Source organism: Bacillus sp. EKM501B, from assembly GCF_011800505.1.
In the GTDB taxonomy this organism is placed as follows: Bacteria; Bacillota; Bacilli; order Bacillales; family Bacillaceae_G; genus Bacillus_A; species Bacillus_A cereus.
On the sequence record NZ_JAALFZ010000008.1, the window covers coordinates 117,240 to 133,724 of the forward strand.

Sequence of the window (16,485 nt, forward strand, 5' to 3'; positions counted from 1 at the left end):
GTAGCATAAAAATGAATAGCTTACTGATTATTAATTGGCTGGCTGCCATTGCTGTTATTGCTTATGCAGGATATTTGTTTGTATATCTTATACGGACGAGAATGGCCTACATACAATTAGGAAAAAAAATTGAGTTTGACCGTCGTTTTAAAGAGCGTTGGGATCTCCTTAAGGTCAATGTTTTCGGTCAGAAAAAGCTGCTGAAAGATAAGAAAAGCGGCATCATTCACGTTATGTTCTTTTACGGATTTATTCTTGTCCAATTTGGAGCAATTGACTTCGTTTGGAAAGGACTCGCACCAGGATCACATCTTCCACTTGGACCACTATACCCTGCATTTACATTCTTCCAGGAAATTGTCACACTTGTTATTTTAATTGCAGTATTTTGGGCTTTTCATAGACGTTATGTAGAAAAGCTTGTTCGTTTAAAACGTAACTTCAAATCAGGTCTTGTTCTTATTTTTATCGGTGGTTTAATGATTTCTGTGCTACTTGGTAACGGTATGGGACTTATATGGCATGGCGAGGAGCTTTCATGGAGTGAACCAATTGCTTCTGCAATCGCTTACGTTTTTAGCGGGATAAATGAAACCGTAGCCATTTCAGTGTTCTATTTTTCTTGGTGGGTGCATTTACTAATTTTGTTAACGTTTTTAGTGTATGTTCCACAATCAAAACATGCGCATTTAATTGCAGGACCAGCTAATGTATTCTTCGGTCGTCTTTCAAACCCAGGGAAGCTTGAAAAGATTGATTTTGAAGATGAAACGCAAGAAACATTTGGTGTTGGTAAAATTGAAGACTTTAGACAAAATCAACTTATTGACTTATACGCTTGTGTAGAGTGTGGCCGTTGTACAAATATGTGTCCGGCAACAGGAACAGGAAAAATGTTATCACCGATGGACTTAATTTTAAAACTTCGCGATCATTTAACTGATAAAGGAGCTGCGGTAACATCAAAAGCACCGTGGGTTCCAGTAGTTGCCTTCAATAATACACAAGGAAATCAGTTAGCGATGATGGCAGCTGGAAAAGGGCAACAAGAATCAGCGTCTACAACGCTCGCTTACGATCCGAGTTTAATCGGAGATGTTATTACAGAAGAAGAGATCTGGGCATGTACAACGTGCCGTAACTGTGAAGATCAATGCCCAGTTATGAATGAGCATGTTGACAAAATTATTGACTTACGTCGATATCTCGTTTTGACTGAAGGAAAAATGGACGCGGAAGCACAACGCGCGATGACAAATATCGAGCGTCAAGGAAATCCGTGGGGGCTGAACCGTAAAGAGCGTGAAACATGGCGCCAAGGTGATGACGAAGTAACAGTTCCAACTGTAAAAGAAAAATCAAAAGCTGGGGAGGAATTCGAGTATTTATTCTGGGTTGGTTCAATGGGATCATACGACAATCGTAGTCAGAAGATTGCGATATCGTTTGCGAAGTTAATGAACGAAGCAGGCATTTCATTCGCAATTCTCGGTAATAAAGAAAAGAATTCTGGAGATACACCACGCCGCCTTGGAAATGAATTTGTATTCCAAGAGATGGCGACAAAGAATATCGAAGAATTTGAAAAGGCAGGAGTGAAGAAAATCGTTACGATTGATCCTCATGCTTATAACACATTTAAAAATGAGTATCCGGACTTTGGCTTGCAAGCAGAAGTCTATCATCATACAGAATTGTTAGCTCAGTGGGTGAAAGAAGGGCGCTTAAAGCCTGTTCACGCTATTGAAGAAACAGTTACGTACCATGATTCCTGTTATTTAGGAAGATACAACGAAGTGTATGAAGCGCCACGTGACATTTTGAAAGCGATTCCTGGAGTGAATCTTGTAGAAATGGCACGTAACCGTGAAACGGGAATGTGCTGTGGCGCAGGTGGTGGCTTAATGTGGATGGAAGAAACAACAGGTTCACGTATTAACGTTGCTCGTACAGAACAAGCATTAGCTGTACAGCCATCCATTATCGGTACAGGTTGTCCATATTGCTTAACGATGATCAGTGATGGAACGAAAGCGAAAGAGGTAGAAGAGAAGGTTCAAACTCTTGATGTGACAGAGATTTTAGAACGATCTGTTATCGGACAGAAAAAAGAAGCGATGTAGTTTGTAAGAATGTATACAACTTTAGAAAGAGGTGCAATGATTGCACCTCTTCTCAACGTAGGGATACCGAGCGAGCGCTCAGTGTTAAAAAATGAAATGGGGGAAAGAAACATGAGTAAAACAGTTATTTTAAGTGCTGCAAGAACACCAGTTGGAAAATTTGGAGGATCTTTAAAAGATGTAAAAGCGGCGGAACTTGGAGGAATTGCAATTAAAGCAGCGCTTGAAAGAGCAAATGTTGCGGCTAGTGATGTTGAAGAAGTTATATTTGGAACGGTTATTCAAGGTGGACAGGGGCAAATTCCATCGCGCCAAGCTGCAAGGGCTGCTGGAATCCCATGGGAAGTGCAGACGGAAACAGTGAATAAAGTTTGTGCATCAGGACTTCGTGCGGTTACGTTGGCGGATCAGATTATTCGTACTGGCGATCAATCACTAATTGTAGCTGGCGGTATGGAGTCGATGAGTAACAGTCCTTACATTTTACGCGGAGCAAGATGGGGATACAGAATGGGCAATAACGAAGTTGTTGATTTAAACGTTGCTGACGGTTTAACATGTGCATTTTCAGGTACACACATGGGCGTTTATGGCGGAGAAGTTGCGAAGGAAGATGGAATTTCTCGCGAAGCGCAAGATGAATGGGCATATCGTAGCCATCAGCGTGCGGTTTCAGCGCATAAAGAAGGGCGTTTTGAAGAGGAAATCGTGCCAGTAACGATTCCGCAAAGAAAAGGCGATCCTATTGTCGTTGCAAAGGATGAGGCGCCACGTGAAGATACAACGATTGAAAAGTTAGCAAAGTTAAAACCTGTATTTGATAAGACAGCGACGGTGACAGCTGGTAATGCGCCGGGACTAAATGATGGTGGTGCCGCACTTGTATTAATGAGCGAAGACAGAGCGAAGCAAGAAGGAAGAAAGCCATTAGCGACAATTTTGGCGCATACAGCAATTGCAGTGGAATCTAAAGATTTCCCAAGAACGCCAGGTTATGCAATTAACGCATTGCTTGAAAAAACAGGCAAGAAAATTGAAGACATCGATTTATTCGAGATTAATGAAGCATTTGCAGCGGTAGCAATTGCAAGTACAGAAATCGCAGGAATTGATCCGGAAAAATTGAATGTAAATGGCGGCGCGGTAGCGATGGGGCATCCAATTGGAGCAAGCGGAGCGCGCATTATCGTTACACTAATCCATGCACTTAAGCAGCGCGGCGGCGGAATTGGAATTGCTTCGATTTGTAGCGGTGGCGGTCAAGGGGACGCAGTGATGATTGAAGTCCACTAATTAAAGTTCGAGGGTATAAAATTTATTAACAATTAAGGGGGAAGAAAAAATGGGTGTACAAAACATTGTTGTAATTGGTGCAGGGCAAATGGGATCAGGAATTGCACAAGTATGTGCAATGGCAGGATATGACGTGAAGATACAAGATTTAAAGCAAGAGCAATTAGATAGAGGAATGGCTATCATTACGAAAAACTTAGCGCGCCAAGTAGAAAAAGGACGCATGAAGGAAGAAGAGAAGGAAGCGACATTAAATCGTCTTACAGTAACGCTTGATTTAGATTGTGTGAAAGAAGCGGATCTTATTATTGAAGCAGCTGTTGAGAAAATGGATATTAAAAAGAAAATCTTTGCGAATCTAGATGAAATTGCTCCAGAACACGCAATTTTAGCGACGAATACGTCATCTCTGCCAATTACAGAAATTGCAGCGGTAACGAAGCGTCCGGAAAAAGTAATCGGTATGCACTTTATGAATCCAGTCCCAGTTATGAAGCTTGTTGAGATTATTCGTGGTTTGGCTACCGATGATGCGGTATATGAAGCAATTGAAGATATTACGAAAAAAATTGGGAAAGTACCAGTTGAAGTGAATGATTTCCCAGGTTTTGTATCAAACCGCATTTTACTACCGATGATTAACGAAGCAATTTATACGTTATATGAAGGTGTAGCGACGAAAGAAGCAATTGATGAAGTCATGAAGCTTGGTATGAACCATCCGATGGGGCCTTTGACACTCGCTGATTTTATCGGTTTAGATACGTGTTTATACATTATGGAAGTGTTGCATGAAGGATTAGGAGATAGTAAATATCGCCCATGTCCATTATTACGTAAGTATGTGAATGCAGGATGGTTAGGGCGTAAAACAGGTCGTGGATTCTACGTTTACGAATAAATGCCCCCTTTGTTACAACATAGTGGTCTTACCAAATTATTTAAAGGATATATAGCAAATGGAGGCGGAATATATGAACTTTCGTTTTAATGAAGAGCAGCAAATGATGAGGAAAATGGTTCGGGATTTTGCACAGAAGGAAATAGCTCCCTTTGTTCCTAGTATGGAACAAGGGGTGTTCCCGAAAGAGATTTTGCAAAAGATGGGTGAGCTTGGATTAATGGGTATTCCAGCGCCTGCAAAATACGGCGGGGCAGAAATGGACTTTATTTCTTACATTCTAGCAATTGAGGAAATCTCAAAGGTAAGTGCAACAGTTGGTGTAATTTTAGCTGTACATACGTCAGTTGGAATGAATCCGATTTTATATTTTGGAACAGAAGAACAGAAGAAAAAATATGTTTCTAAACTTGCAACCGGGGAATATTTAGGTGCATTTGCTTTAACAGAGCCAAATGCAGGATCAGATGCAGGGAGTTTGAAATCAAGAGCTGTGAAAAAAGGTGATCATTATATTATTAATGGATCGAAAGTGTTTATTACAAATGGTGGTGAAGCAAGTACATACATTGTATTCGCTTCTACAAATCCAGAGGCAGGAAAAAGTGGTATTTCTGCATTTATAGTAGAGAAAGATACACCTGGTTTAATCATTGGAAAAGATGAACATAAGATGGGACTTCTCGGTTCTCGTACAGTACAACTTACTTTTGAAGATATGAAAGTGCCAGCTGAGAATTTACTTGGGGAAGAAGGACAAGGATTCAAAGTGGCGATGGCGAATTTAGATGTTGGGCGAATTGGAATCGGTGCGCAGGCTTTAGGAATTGCTGAAGCGGCGCTTGGCTGTGCAATTGATTATGCAAAAGAAAGAGAGCAATTCGGGAAGCCAATTGCGGCGCAGCAAGGGATTGGCTTCAAGCTTGCAGATATGGCAACAAGTGTCGAGGCAGCAAGGTTACTCGTATATAGAGCGGCATCTCTTAGGGCACAAGGATTACCATGCGGTAAAGAAGCATCTATTGCGAAATTATTTGCTTCTAAGACAGCGGTTGAAGTCGCGATTGAGGCGGTGCAAGTATTTGGTGGTTACGGTTATACGAAAGACTATCCAGTAGAACGATTTTTCCGTGATGCGAAAATTACGCAAATATATGAAGGAACAAGTGAAATACAGAAACTTGTTATTAGCCGTGCTTTATAAAAGGGCGAGGGGGAGACGGAGATGCATTTTAAACTATCAGAAGAACATGAAATGATAAGAAAAATGGTTCGAGATTTTGCTAAAAATGAAGTGGCACCAACAGCAGCTGAGCGTGATGAAGAAGAGCGATTTGATCGAGAGTTATTTGATCAAATGGCAGAGCTTGGTTTAACTGGTATTCCATGGCCTGAAGAGTACGGTGGAATTGGAAGCGATTACTTAGCATACGTAATCGCTATTGAAGAATTATCTCGCGTTTGTGCTTCAACAGGTGTAACACTGTCTGCGCATACTTCACTTGCGGGATGGCCAATTTTTAAATTTGGGACGGAAGAGCAAAAGCAAAAGTTTTTACGGCCGATGGCTGAAGGGAAGAAAATTGGTGCATACGGCTTAACGGAACCAGGATCTGGATCGGATGCTGGTGGAATGAAGACAATCGCAAAGAGAGATGGCGATCATTATATTTTAAATGGATCAAAAATTTTCATTACAAATGGCGGTATTGCTGATATTTATGTTGTTTTTGCGCTAACTGATCCTGAATCGAAGCAGCGCGGTACGAGTGCATTTATTGTAGAAAGTGATACACCGGGATTTTCAGTTGGGAAGAAGGAGAGCAAGCTAGGGATTCGCTCTTCACCAACGACTGAAATTATGTTTGAAGATTGCCGTATTCCTGTAGAGAATCTACTTGGAGAAGAGGGACAAGGGTTTAAAGTTGCGATGCAAACATTAGATGGAGGTCGTAACGGTATTGCGGCGCAAGCTGTTGGTATTGCACAAGGGGCTTTAGATGCTTCTGTAGAATATGCAAGAGAGCGCCATCAATTTGGAAAACCAATTGCGGCGCAGCAAGGGATTGGCTTTAAACTTGCGGATATGGCAACAGATGTAGAAGCAGCACGCCTTTTAACATATCAAGCGGCTTGGCTTGAATCAGAAGGGCTTCCGTATGGAAAAGAATCAGCGATGTCAAAAGTATTTGCAGGCGATGCAGCGATGAAGGTGACGACTGAAGCGGTGCAAGTATTTGGTGGTTACGGTTATACGAAAGATTATCCAGTAGAGCGTTATATGCGAGATGCAAAGATTACACAAATATATGAAGGAACACAAGAGATTCAGAGGCTTGTAATTTCTCGTATGTTAACGAAGTAGGAACGAAAGCGTAGGTATTTTCCTACGCTTTTTCCTTCCAAAAAATAATAGAGAGAGGTGAAGGGAATGGTTAAACATAATGTGCATGCATCGGTGAAAGATGAAAAATTAGTTGCGTTAAGACGTGAACAAATGATTAAAGGTGCGGTGCAACTGTTTAAACAAAAAGGATTTCCGCGTACAACAACGAGAGAGATTGCAAAAGCGGCTGGGTTTAGTATAGGGACACTTTATGAGTACATTCGTACCAAAGATGATGTTTTATATTTAGTTTGTGATAGTATATATGAACATGTAAAAGAAAGATTAGAGGAAGTAGTGTGTACAGAAAAAGGGAGTATAGAAAGTTTAAAGATAGCAATAACGAATTACTTTAAAGTGATGGACGAATTACAGGAAGAAGTATTGATAATGTATCAAGAGGTACGCTTTTTACCGAAAGAATCACTTCCGTATGTATTAGAAAAGGAGTTTCAAATGGTAGGAATGTTCGAGAATATTTTAGAACAGTGTACGGAAAATGGAACATTTACATTAAATAAAAAAGAAATACAGCTTCTTGCGCATAATATTTTTATACAAGGACAGATGTGGGGATTTAGACGCTGGGCGCTGCAAAAACTGTATACGCTCGAAGAATATACAGAAATGCAAATTAGGTATGTATTGCAAGGGGCCCATATGCTTCCGAAATAAGGAACAGACAAATTATAATTTTACTACCCTATAAAAGTTTCCCGTTTTTTTTGTAGCATATTTGTGCGACTTTTGTTTATAATGAATAGTATGGATTTTTTTAAGCAGGCCGTTATATATAAGGTTATATTTGATGAAAGGAAGTGCCGCATAAGTGGATTTTAAGCAATATTCACCAGAAGAGCTAAAAGAATGTTCAATGATTGAAGTTGTACATAGCGTTTTAGGGGATAAAAAACAAGCAACGACATTCAACGAGTTGGTTCAAGAAATCGCTCAAGTGCTGGGACTATCTCAAGAGCAAGTTAATGCGAAAATCGCACAATTTTATACAGACTTAAACATCGATGGACGTTTCATTAATTTAGGAGAAAATCGTTGGGGACTACGCAGCTGGTACCCATATGAGCAAATTGATGAAGAAATCTTGCCTCAACCAAAACCGAAGAAGAAACGTAAAGTTGAAGAAGACGGTTTTGACGACTACATTGAAGAAGACGAAGATGACTTCGACGATGCAGACGTAAGTGAAGATGAAGACGATGTAGAAGATTTGGACAAGGTTCTTGAAGAAGAAGACGGAGATGACGACGATCTTGATGATTTAGACGAAGATGACGACGACTTCGCTGAAGAAGAACTTGAGTATGATGAAACTGAAGAAGAAGAAGAGGAAGAACTGTAGTTCTTGACTTTTCATTATCGTCCATGTAGAATCATTTTTGGGCTCTTTAAAAAAGGACGATAATACTTTTAAAGTGTAAATATAAAAGAAAATTGCTCCCTACTTATTACTTTTTGTGATGAGGGGAGCAATTTTCTTTTTTGTTTTTTGTTTAGAAAATAAAAAGAGTCTAACAATAAGATGGATACAGTGTTATCTACATACGTTGCGCTTTGCAACGGTGATTATATAACAGCAAAATAGAAGGGAGCTTTTTCATGACTAAGTATATTTTTGTAACAGGCGGTGTAGTATCGTCTTTAGGAAAAGGTATTACAGCAGCATCTCTTGGAAGACTTTTAAAAAATCGTGGTTTAAACGTAACGATTCAAAAGTTTGATCCATACATTAACGTAGACCCAGGGACTATGAGCCCATACCAACACGGTGAGGTATTCGTAACAGATGATGGCGCAGAAACTGACTTAGACCTTGGTCACTATGAGCGTTTCATCGACATTAACTTAAACAAATACAGCAACGTAACAACAGGTAAAATTTACTCTTCAGTTCTTCAAAAAGAGCGTCGCGGTGAATATTTAGGAGGAACAGTTCAAGTTATTCCTCATATTACTAACGAAATTAAAGAACGCGTATATCGTTCTGGTCGTGAAACAAATGCGGATGTTGTTATTACAGAAATCGGTGGAACTGTTGGTGACATCGAGTCTCTACCATTCTTAGAAGCAATCCGTCAAATTAAGAGCGACATCGGTCGTGACAATGTAATGTACATTCACTGTACGTTAATCCCGTACTTAAAAGCAGCGGGTGAAATGAAGACAAAACCAACACAACATAGTGTTAAAGAACTTCGTAGCTTAGGTATTCAACCAAACATTATCGTTGTTCGTACAGAAATGCCTGTTTCTCAAGATATGAAAGACAAGCTTGCATTATTCTGTGACATCGATACAAAAGCAGTTATCGAAGCTCGCGATGCAGATACTTTATATGCGGTTCCATTATCTCTTCAAGAACAAAACATGGACCAAATCGTTTGTGACCACTTAAAATTAGACAATCCAGCTGCAGATATGACAGAGTGGACTGCGCTAGTTAACAAAGTGCGTAATCTTTCTAAGAAAACAAAAATCGCTCTTGTTGGTAAATATGTAGAACTTCAAGATGCTTATATTTCTGTTGTAGAAGCACTTCGTCATGCTGGTTACTCATTCGACACAGATGTAGAAGTAAAATGGGTAAATGCTGAGCACGTAACAGCAGAAAACGTAAAAGAATTAGTTGGCGATACAGATGGTATCCTTGTACCAGGTGGCTTCGGCGATCGTGGTGTAGAAGGTAAAATCGTTGCGATTCAATATGCTCGTGAAAACAAAGTTCCATTCTTAGGAATTTGCTTAGGTATGCAACTTGCATCAATCGAATTCGCACGTAATGTATTAGGTTTAGAAGGTGCTAACTCTTCTGAAATCAACCCTGACACACCATATGCAATCATCGACTTATTACCAGAACAAAAAGATGTAGAGGACCTAGGTGGTACACTTCGTCTTGGTCTATACCCATGTAAGCTTGCTGAAGAAACAAATGCTTACAATGCTTATAATGAGCCGGTTGTATATGAGCGTCATCGTCATCGTTATGAGTTCAACAACCAGTTCCGTCCGGATATGGAAAAAGAAGGATTTGTATTCTCTGGTACAAGCCCAGACGGCCGTCTAGTTGAAATCATTGAATTAAAAGACCACCCTTGGTTCGTGGCAGCACAGTTCCACCCAGAACTTGTTTCTCGTCCAAACCGTCCACAACCATTGTTCCATGACTTCGTAAGAGCTTCTATTACGAATAAAGAGAGCAAGTAATAAAAAAAGCGCCTGAAATAAGGCGCTTTTTTTAATATTCATTTAACATTTCATCGATTGTAAATTTGATTCCGTGATAAGCAAATAAAGCTACTATTAAACTTGGGAATCCGTAGCGATTACCTTCATCGTCTGGAATAAGACCTTTTAACAGTTTTGTATCAATATGTACGTCTGTATATCGTTCGAGTGATTCCGTACCTTCTTGAAGAGCAGAAATGCCGACAATAGAGTGTCCCTCTTCGTGTAGTTTTTTTGCAATTTCTACAACCGCTTCATCTGTTGAAAAACGGCTAATAAGAAGTACACGATCCGCAGAGGTTACTTCTGCTTCTTTACCATTTTCAAATAAGCGTTTTGCTTGCTTCATTGGTTCAGCACCGAATAGTGCCTCGGCAACAACGCCTTCCATTTCATTTGTACCATGTAAATAAATGAAACCATCGCCAACTAGTGCTTGAGCAAGTAAACGAGCACTATCTTCTATATTCATTTCTTCTTTTTGAGAAACTCTGGAGAAATAACCACTTAATTGAGTTGAAAAAATTTTTAACATAATGTTACTCCCTTCGTACGTGTTTGCCGGCTTTCATTATAGTTTATTTTTTTAGAAAGGTGAAATCGTAGGGTAGCATAACAAAATAGGAAACGGTAAAATAAGAAAGAATAGGAAGGAATTTGCCAAAGAATAGCGAAAATAAATCGTTAAGATATAAGAAGCTTTAAATCTTGTACTTACACAGAAAGGTTGGGAATTATGGAAGGTAAAATTTTAATCGTTGATGATCAATATGGGATTCGTGTGCTATTACATGAAGTGTTCCAAAAAGAAGGTTATCAGACATTCCAAGCAGCAAATGGATTTCAAGCTTTAGATATCGTGAAAAAAGATAATCCAGATTTAGTAGTGTTAGATATGAAAATTCCAGGCATGGATGGTATAGAGATTTTAAAGCATGTAAAAGAAATTGATGAGAGTATTAAAGTAATTTTAATGACTGCTTATGGAGAGCTTGATATGATCCAAGAAGCAAAAGATTTAGGTGCTTTAATGCATTTTGCTAAACCATTTGATATTGATGAAATTCGTCAAGCTGTGAGAAATGAGCTCGCTGTAGAGGCGTAAAAATGAATTTTTTATAAAAAATATGGAAAAAAGCGTTTACATGGACTATTGTGCAGGTGAATACGGTTGAGTTTTTGAGTACAAGTTGTTATCCTATTGAGTGTAGAAAAAAGTCCGGTATGTAGATATACATATTTTACCTTATTCTGGTCATACTACCAGCGATAAGAACTTATCGGATACAAAAAACGTTTTTTAGGAGGATTCACCATGCCTTTAGTTTCTATGAAAGAAATGCTAAACAAAGCACTAGAAGGAAAATACGCAGTTGGTCAATTCAACATGAACAACTTAGAGTGGACTCAAGCTATCTTAGCTGCTGCGGAAGAAGAAAAATCTCCTGTAATCCTAGGTGTATCTGAGGGTGCAGCTCGTCATATGACTGGTTTCAAAACAGTTGTAGCTATGGTTAAAGCTTTAATCGAAGAAATGAACATCACTGTTCCTGTAGCGATTCACCTTGATCATGGTTCAAGCTTCGAAAAATGTAAAGAAGCAATCGATGCAGGTTTCACATCTGTAATGATCGACGCTTCTCACCACCCATTCGAAGAAAACGTTGAAACTACTAAACAAGTAGTAGAATACGCACACGCTCGTAACGTATCTGTTGAAGCTGAGCTTGGAACAGTTGGCGGACAAGAAGACGACGTAATCGCTGAAGGCGTAATTTACGCTGACCCAGCAGAGTGTAAGCACCTTGTTGAAGCAACAGGTATCGATTGCCTAGCTCCAGCTTTAGGTTCTGTACACGGTCCTTACAAAGGTGAGCCTAACTTAGGATTCGCTGAAATGGAACAAGTTCGTGACTTCACTGGCGTACCTTTAGTATTACATGGTGGTACTGGTATCCCAACTGCTGATATCGAAAAAGCTATCTCTTTAGGTACTTCAAAAATCAACGTAAACACTGAGAACCAAATCGAGTTTACAAAAGCTGTTCGTGAAGTATTAAACAAAGACCAAGAAGTTTACGATCCTCGTAAATTTATCGGACCTGGCCGCGACGCTATCAAAGCAACTGTTATTGGTAAAATTCGCGAATTCGGTTCTAACGGTAAAGCGTAAGAATAAAATTCCGTTTTGGAAACCGTCTAGTCTTTTAGACGGTTTCCTTTCGTTGTATAATGAAAGCGTGAACAAGTCTAAAGATTTTATCATTTTTGTTTTTAAATAGAAAATAATGTGCATAGTCCTATTAATAAATGTGATAACGTATCTAAATTGATAAAGTGAATTCGATGAATAGTTGATCTTTATCTATTCGTGCTATAGGAGAAATGAAGATAATGGTTTCCTATTTATTGAGTTTTGGGATGGAAAGAGTAATTGAGATTCTTAAGGGGAGCTTTCTATAAAAAGATAGAAAGTAAATACATTCACAAGAAGGGAGCTCAATATGGAAAAATTGCTAATTGAAGGCGGAAGAGCTTTAAATGGAACAATTCGAGTAAGTGGTGCAAAGAACAGCGCCGTTGCATTAATTCCAGCGACAATTTTAGCAGATACTCCAGTAACTATTGGTGGTGTCCCTAATATTTCGGACGTAAAAATGTTAGGAGACTTACTAGAGGAAATTGGAGGGAAAGTAACTTATGGACAGGAGGAAGAGATGGTAGTCGATCCTTCTAACATGGTTGCAATGCCTTTGCCAAATGGAAAAGTGAAAAAATTGCGCGCTTCTTATTATTTAATGGGTGCAATGCTTGGCCGTTTTAAAAAAGCTGTTATTGGGCTTCCGGGTGGATGTCATTTAGGACCGAGGCCGATTGATCAGCATATTAAAGGGTTTGAAGCGCTAGGTGCACATGTTACGAATGAACAAGGTGCCATCTATTTAAGAGCAGATGAGCTACGCGGGGCACGTATTTATTTAGATGTTGTTAGTGTAGGAGCTACGATTAATATTATGCTAGCAGCTGTACGAGCAAAAGGTAGAACTGTTATTGAAAATGCAGCGAAAGAGCCCGAGATTATTGATGTAGCTACATTGTTAACAAGCATGGGGGCACGTATTAAAGGTGCTGGTACAGATGTAATCCGAATAGATGGTGTGGACTCTTTACATGGTTGTCACCATACTATCATCCCAGATCGTATTGAAGCTGGTACGTATATGATTCTAGGAGCTGCATCAGGAGGAGAAGTAACGGTTGATAACGTTATTCCTCAGCATTTAGAATCAGTTACTGCAAAGCTAAGAGAAGCTGGTGTTCAAGTTGAAACGAACGATGATCAAATTACGGTGAACGGTAATAGAAAGTTAAAAGTAGTTGATATCAAAACGCTTGTATATCCAGGTTTTCCAACGGATTTACAACAGCCGTTTACGACGCTTTTAACAAAGGCGCACGGGACGGGAGTTGTAACAGATACAATTTACGGTGCCCGTTTCAAACACATTGATGAATTACGTCGTATGAATGCTCAAATTAAAGTAGAGGGTCGTTCGGCAATTGTAACTGGTCCTGTGTTACTGCAAGGTGCAAAAGTGAAGGCGAGTGATTTACGAGCGGGAGCGGCACTTGTTATTGCAGGTTTAATGGCAGATGGAATTACAGAAGTAACAGGACTTGAGCATATTGATCGAGGTTATGAGAATATAGTGGACAAGCTTAAAGGGCTTGGAGCAAACATTTGGCGAGAACAAATGACAAAGCAAGAAATTGAAGAAATGAAGAACGCATAAGTGATACTTCCGCAAGGGGGAAGCGAAGCATCACTACTTGCGGAAGTACACTTTATAGAAAAACACGGTTCACAAAATACGGCAGAAATATAAAGACTTAAAGGAGAGGGATTATCGTGGAAAGAAGTTTATCTATGGAGTTAGTACGTGTAACAGAGGCTGCAGCTTTATCATCAGCGCGTTGGATGGGGCGCGGGAAAAAGGACGAGGCAGACGGTGCAGCAACATCAGCTATGCGTGATGTATTTGATACAATTCCGATGAAAGGTACAGTTGTAATTGGTGAAGGTGAGATGGATGAAGCACCAATGCTATATATCGGAGAGAAATTAGGTACAGGATATGGACCACGTGTAGACGTTGCGGTTGATCCTTTAGAAGGGACAAACATCGTAGCAGCTGGTGGCTGGAATGCTCTTGCTGTTATTGCAATTGCAGACCACGGTAATTTGTTACATGCCCCTGACATGTACATGGATAAAATCGCGGTTGGCCCAGAAGCAGTCGGGGCGGTCGACATTGATGCGCCTATTATTGATAACTTACGTGCAGTTGCGAAAGCAAAAAATAAAGATATTGAAGATGTTGTAGCGACAGTTTTAAATCGTCCACGTCATCAAGAAATTATCGAAGAAATTCGTAAAGCTGGTGCTCGCATTAAATTAATTAATGATGGAGATGTAGCTGGAGCGATTAATACAGCGTTTGATCGTACAGGTGTAGATATTTTATTTGGATCTGGTGGAGCACCTGAAGGTGTATTAGCAGCAGTTGCTTTAAAATGTTTAGGTGGAGAAATTCACGGAAAACTATTGCCACAAAACGAAGCTGAATTAGCACGTTGTAAAAAAATGGGCATAGAAGACATTAATCGTATCCTTCGTATGGAGGACTTAGTAAAAGGTGACGATGCAATCTTTGCAGCAACAGGCGTAACAGATGGAGAACTATTACGCGGTGTTCAATTTAAAGGTAGCGTAGGAACAACGCAATCCCTTGTTATGCGCGCAAAATCAGGCACAGTACGCTTCGTGGATGGACGTCATAGCTTGAATAAAAAACCAAACTTGGTTATTAAATAAAAAGCGTAAGCAGCTCGTTCAGAAAGGTTAAAATGGTCGACTTTTCTAACTATCGGAGCTGGAACTAAATTAAATAAGAAGCGAAGACAAATTTTCTTGTCTTCGCTTCTTGTATTTGTGTTCCAACGTATTGATTAAAACTAGATAAAAGGGTTACAATAGTGAATATTACCCTACTTGAACTTATTGCCTTTCATTATTAATTATTTGCCTTCCGTATTTTTTCCCTTTACCCATGAAAAAAGAGAATAACGTTAAAGTGTGGTGTCTGAATGAATTTGTCAATTGCAGCATTAGAAAACATGAAATTAAAAGAGTTATACGAGCTTGCGAAAGAATTTAAGATTTCGTATTATAGCAAATTAACGAAAAAAGAGTTAATTTTTTCCATTTTGAAAGCTCGAGCAGAAAAAGAAGGTTTCTTTTTCATGGAAGGCGTATTAGAAATTATTCAATCAGAAGGATTTGGATTCCTACGTCCTATCAACTATTCTCCAAGCTCAGAAGATATTTATATCTCAGCTTCGCAAATTCGTCGTTTCGATTTACGTAATGGAGATAAGGTTTCTGGTAAAGTACGACCTCCGAAAGAAAATGAACGCTATTTTGGGTTATTACAAGTTGAAGCTGTAAACGGAGATGATCCAGATTCAGCAAAAGAGCGTGTGCATTTCCCTGCATTAACACCATTATACCCAGATCGCCAAATGAAATTGGAAACGGAACCTAAAAAGTTACCGACACGCATCATGGATTTAATCGCACCAGTTGGATTTGGACAACGTGGTTTAATTGTTGCGCCTCCAAAGGCTGGTAAAACAAGTCTATTAAAAGAAATCGCGCATAGTGTTACAACAAATCATCCGGAAGCAGAATTAATTGTACTTTTAATTGATGAGCGTCCAGAGGAAGTAACAGACATTGAACGTTCTGTTAAAGGAGATGTTGTAAGTTCTACTTTTGATGAAGTGCCAGAAAATCATATTAAAGTAGCTGAGCTTGTGTTAGAACGTGCGATGCGTCTTGTAGAGCACAAGAAAGATGTTATCATTTTAATGGATAGTATTACCCGTTTAGCTCGAGCTTACAACCTCGTTATTCCACCAAGTGGTAGAACATTATCAGGTGGTATCGATCCAGCTGCCTTCCATAGACCGAAGCGTTTCTTTGGAGCTGCGCGTAATATTGAAGAAGGCGGTAGCTTAACAATTTTAGCGACAGCCCTTGTTGATACAGGATCACGTATGGACGATGTTATTTACGAGGAATTTAAAGGAACTGGAAATATGGAACTTCACTTAGATCGTTCATTAGCTGAACGTCGTATCTTCCCGGCGATCGATATTCGTCGTTCTGGTACACGTAAAGAAGATCTATTAATTCCAAAAGAACATTTAGACAAGTTATGGGGCATTCGTAAAACAATGCGTGATACACCAGACTTCGTTGAAAGTTTCTTACGTAAGCTTCGTCAAACGAAGACAAATGAAGAGTTTTTACAAAACATTGTTGCAGACTCAAAAAGGTATGTAACAACTAAGTAAAGGGAAAAAATCAGGACTCGCTTATTTTATAGTAAGCGAGTTTTTTATGCTGTTTAGGTGATATTAAAGAGAGAAATAAGTGAGAGAACCTTAGCCAGTCAGAGCTAAACGAGCCG

Annotated in this window: 14 protein-coding genes; 13 read left to right on the forward strand and 1 reads right to left on the reverse strand. The window is 39.5% G+C overall.

Features of this window, described 5'->3' with window-relative positions:
• Nucleotides 1-11 precede the first annotated feature (11 nt).
• From HFD78_RS16800 to pyrG, 8 genes are all read left to right on the forward strand, one after another.
• The gene (locus HFD78_RS16800) at nucleotides 12-2,123 is read left to right on the forward strand and encodes a (Fe-S)-binding protein (protein ID WP_001086776.1); all 2,112 of its coding nucleotides are present in this window, start codon (nucleotides 12-14) and stop codon (nucleotides 2,121-2,123) included.
• A gap of 9 nt (nucleotides 2,124-2,132) precedes the next feature.
• Nucleotides 2,133-3,416, forward strand: a complete 1,284-nt coding sequence (locus tag HFD78_RS16805; protein ID WP_002025101.1) for an acetyl-CoA C-acetyltransferase — start codon at nucleotides 2,133-2,135, stop codon at nucleotides 3,414-3,416.
• Nucleotides 3,417-3,465: 49 nt separating this feature from the next.
• On the forward strand, nucleotides 3,466-4,317 hold the full coding sequence (locus HFD78_RS16810) for a 3-hydroxybutyryl-CoA dehydrogenase (RefSeq protein ID WP_000538871.1): 852 nt from the start codon (nucleotides 3,466-3,468) through the stop codon (nucleotides 4,315-4,317).
• Between the two features lie 73 nt (nucleotides 4,318-4,390).
• On the forward strand, nucleotides 4,391-5,521 hold the full coding sequence (locus HFD78_RS16815; protein ID WP_001011179.1) for an acyl-CoA dehydrogenase: 1,131 nt from the start codon (nucleotides 4,391-4,393) through the stop codon (nucleotides 5,519-5,521).
• Between the two features lie 21 nt (nucleotides 5,522-5,542).
• A complete protein-coding gene (gene acdA / locus HFD78_RS16820; protein ID WP_000545542.1) occupies nucleotides 5,543-6,682 on the forward strand; it encodes an acyl-CoA dehydrogenase AcdA in 1,140 nt (379 codons plus the stop codon).
• A gap of 66 nt (nucleotides 6,683-6,748) precedes the next feature.
• On the forward strand, nucleotides 6,749-7,378 hold the full coding sequence (locus HFD78_RS16825) for a TetR/AcrR family transcriptional regulator (RefSeq protein WP_000238599.1): 630 nt from the start codon (nucleotides 6,749-6,751) through the stop codon (nucleotides 7,376-7,378).
• A gap of 154 nt (nucleotides 7,379-7,532) precedes the next feature.
• Nucleotides 7,533-8,063 (forward strand): DNA-directed RNA polymerase subunit delta, encoded by a 531-nt coding sequence (gene rpoE, locus HFD78_RS16830; RefSeq protein WP_000346280.1) that lies wholly within the window; start codon nucleotides 7,533-7,535, stop codon nucleotides 8,061-8,063.
• Between the two features lie 257 nt (nucleotides 8,064-8,320).
• Complete coding sequence (gene pyrG / locus HFD78_RS16835; RefSeq protein ID WP_000170460.1) at nucleotides 8,321-9,928, forward strand: CTP synthase; 1,608 nt, start codon at nucleotides 8,321-8,323, stop codon at nucleotides 9,926-9,928.
• A gap of 31 nt (nucleotides 9,929-9,959) precedes the next feature.
• Here pyrG and HFD78_RS16840 read toward each other — a convergent pair whose 3' ends face one another.
• Nucleotides 9,960-10,484 carry a DUF2529 domain-containing protein gene (locus HFD78_RS16840; RefSeq protein ID WP_097863086.1) on the reverse strand — a complete coding sequence of 175 codons (525 nt, stop codon included), beginning with the start codon at nucleotides 10,482-10,484 and terminating at the stop codon, nucleotides 9,960-9,962.
• 201 nt (nucleotides 10,485-10,685) lie between these two features.
• Between HFD78_RS16840 and spo0F the strand changes: the two genes are divergently transcribed.
• The 5 genes from spo0F (at nucleotide 10,686) to rho (ending at nucleotide 16,369) form a co-directional block, all read left to right on the forward strand.
• Nucleotides 10,686-11,054 (forward strand): sporulation initiation phosphotransferase Spo0F, encoded by a 369-nt coding sequence (gene spo0F / locus HFD78_RS16845; RefSeq protein WP_000398594.1) that lies wholly within the window; start codon nucleotides 10,686-10,688, stop codon nucleotides 11,052-11,054.
• 210 nt (nucleotides 11,055-11,264) lie between these two features.
• Complete coding sequence (locus tag HFD78_RS16850; RefSeq protein ID WP_001131855.1) at nucleotides 11,265-12,122, forward strand: class II fructose-bisphosphate aldolase; 858 nt, start codon at nucleotides 11,265-11,267, stop codon at nucleotides 12,120-12,122.
• A gap of 331 nt (nucleotides 12,123-12,453) precedes the next feature.
• Nucleotides 12,454-13,743 (forward strand): UDP-N-acetylglucosamine 1-carboxyvinyltransferase, encoded by a 1,290-nt coding sequence (gene murA / locus HFD78_RS16855; RefSeq protein WP_000413254.1) that lies wholly within the window; start codon nucleotides 12,454-12,456, stop codon nucleotides 13,741-13,743.
• Between the two features lie 116 nt (nucleotides 13,744-13,859).
• Nucleotides 13,860-14,825, forward strand: coding sequence for a class II fructose-bisphosphatase (gene glpX / locus HFD78_RS16860; RefSeq protein ID WP_000442340.1), 966 nt, complete (start codon nucleotides 13,860-13,862; stop codon nucleotides 14,823-14,825).
• A gap of 272 nt (nucleotides 14,826-15,097) precedes the next feature.
• Nucleotides 15,098-16,369 (forward strand): transcription termination factor Rho, encoded by a 1,272-nt coding sequence (rho, locus tag HFD78_RS16865; RefSeq protein WP_001053903.1) that lies wholly within the window; start codon nucleotides 15,098-15,100, stop codon nucleotides 16,367-16,369.
• Nucleotides 16,370-16,485: the final 116 nt, after the last annotated feature.

Coding starts and splice junctions, on each gene's coding strand:
- HFD78_RS16810 (WP_000538871.1), top strand. CDS start 3,466: ATGGGTGTACAAAACATTGTTGTAATTGGTGCAGGGCAAATGGGATCA.
- murA (WP_000413254.1), top strand. CDS start 12,454: ATGGAAAAATTGCTAATTGAAGGCGGAAGAGCTTTAAATGGAACAATT.
- rho (WP_001053903.1), top strand. CDS start 15,098: ATGAATTTGTCAATTGCAGCATTAGAAAACATGAAATTAAAAGAGTTA.
- spo0F (WP_000398594.1), top strand. CDS start 10,686: ATGGAAGGTAAAATTTTAATCGTTGATGATCAATATGGGATTCGTGTG.
- HFD78_RS16850 (WP_001131855.1), top strand. CDS start 11,265: ATGCCTTTAGTTTCTATGAAAGAAATGCTAAACAAAGCACTAGAAGGA.
- HFD78_RS16840 (WP_097863086.1), bottom strand. CDS start 10,484: ATGTTAAAAATTTTTTCAACTCAATTAAGTGGTTATTTCTCCAGAGTT.
- pyrG (WP_000170460.1), top strand. CDS start 8,321: ATGACTAAGTATATTTTTGTAACAGGCGGTGTAGTATCGTCTTTAGGA.
- HFD78_RS16805 (WP_002025101.1), top strand. CDS start 2,133: ATGTATACAACTTTAGAAAGAGGTGCAATGATTGCACCTCTTCTCAAC.
- HFD78_RS16825 (WP_000238599.1), top strand. CDS start 6,749: ATGGTTAAACATAATGTGCATGCATCGGTGAAAGATGAAAAATTAGTT.
- HFD78_RS16815 (WP_001011179.1), top strand. CDS start 4,391: ATGAACTTTCGTTTTAATGAAGAGCAGCAAATGATGAGGAAAATGGTT.
- HFD78_RS16800 (WP_001086776.1), top strand. CDS start 12: ATGAATAGCTTACTGATTATTAATTGGCTGGCTGCCATTGCTGTTATT.
- acdA (WP_000545542.1), top strand. CDS start 5,543: ATGCATTTTAAACTATCAGAAGAACATGAAATGATAAGAAAAATGGTT.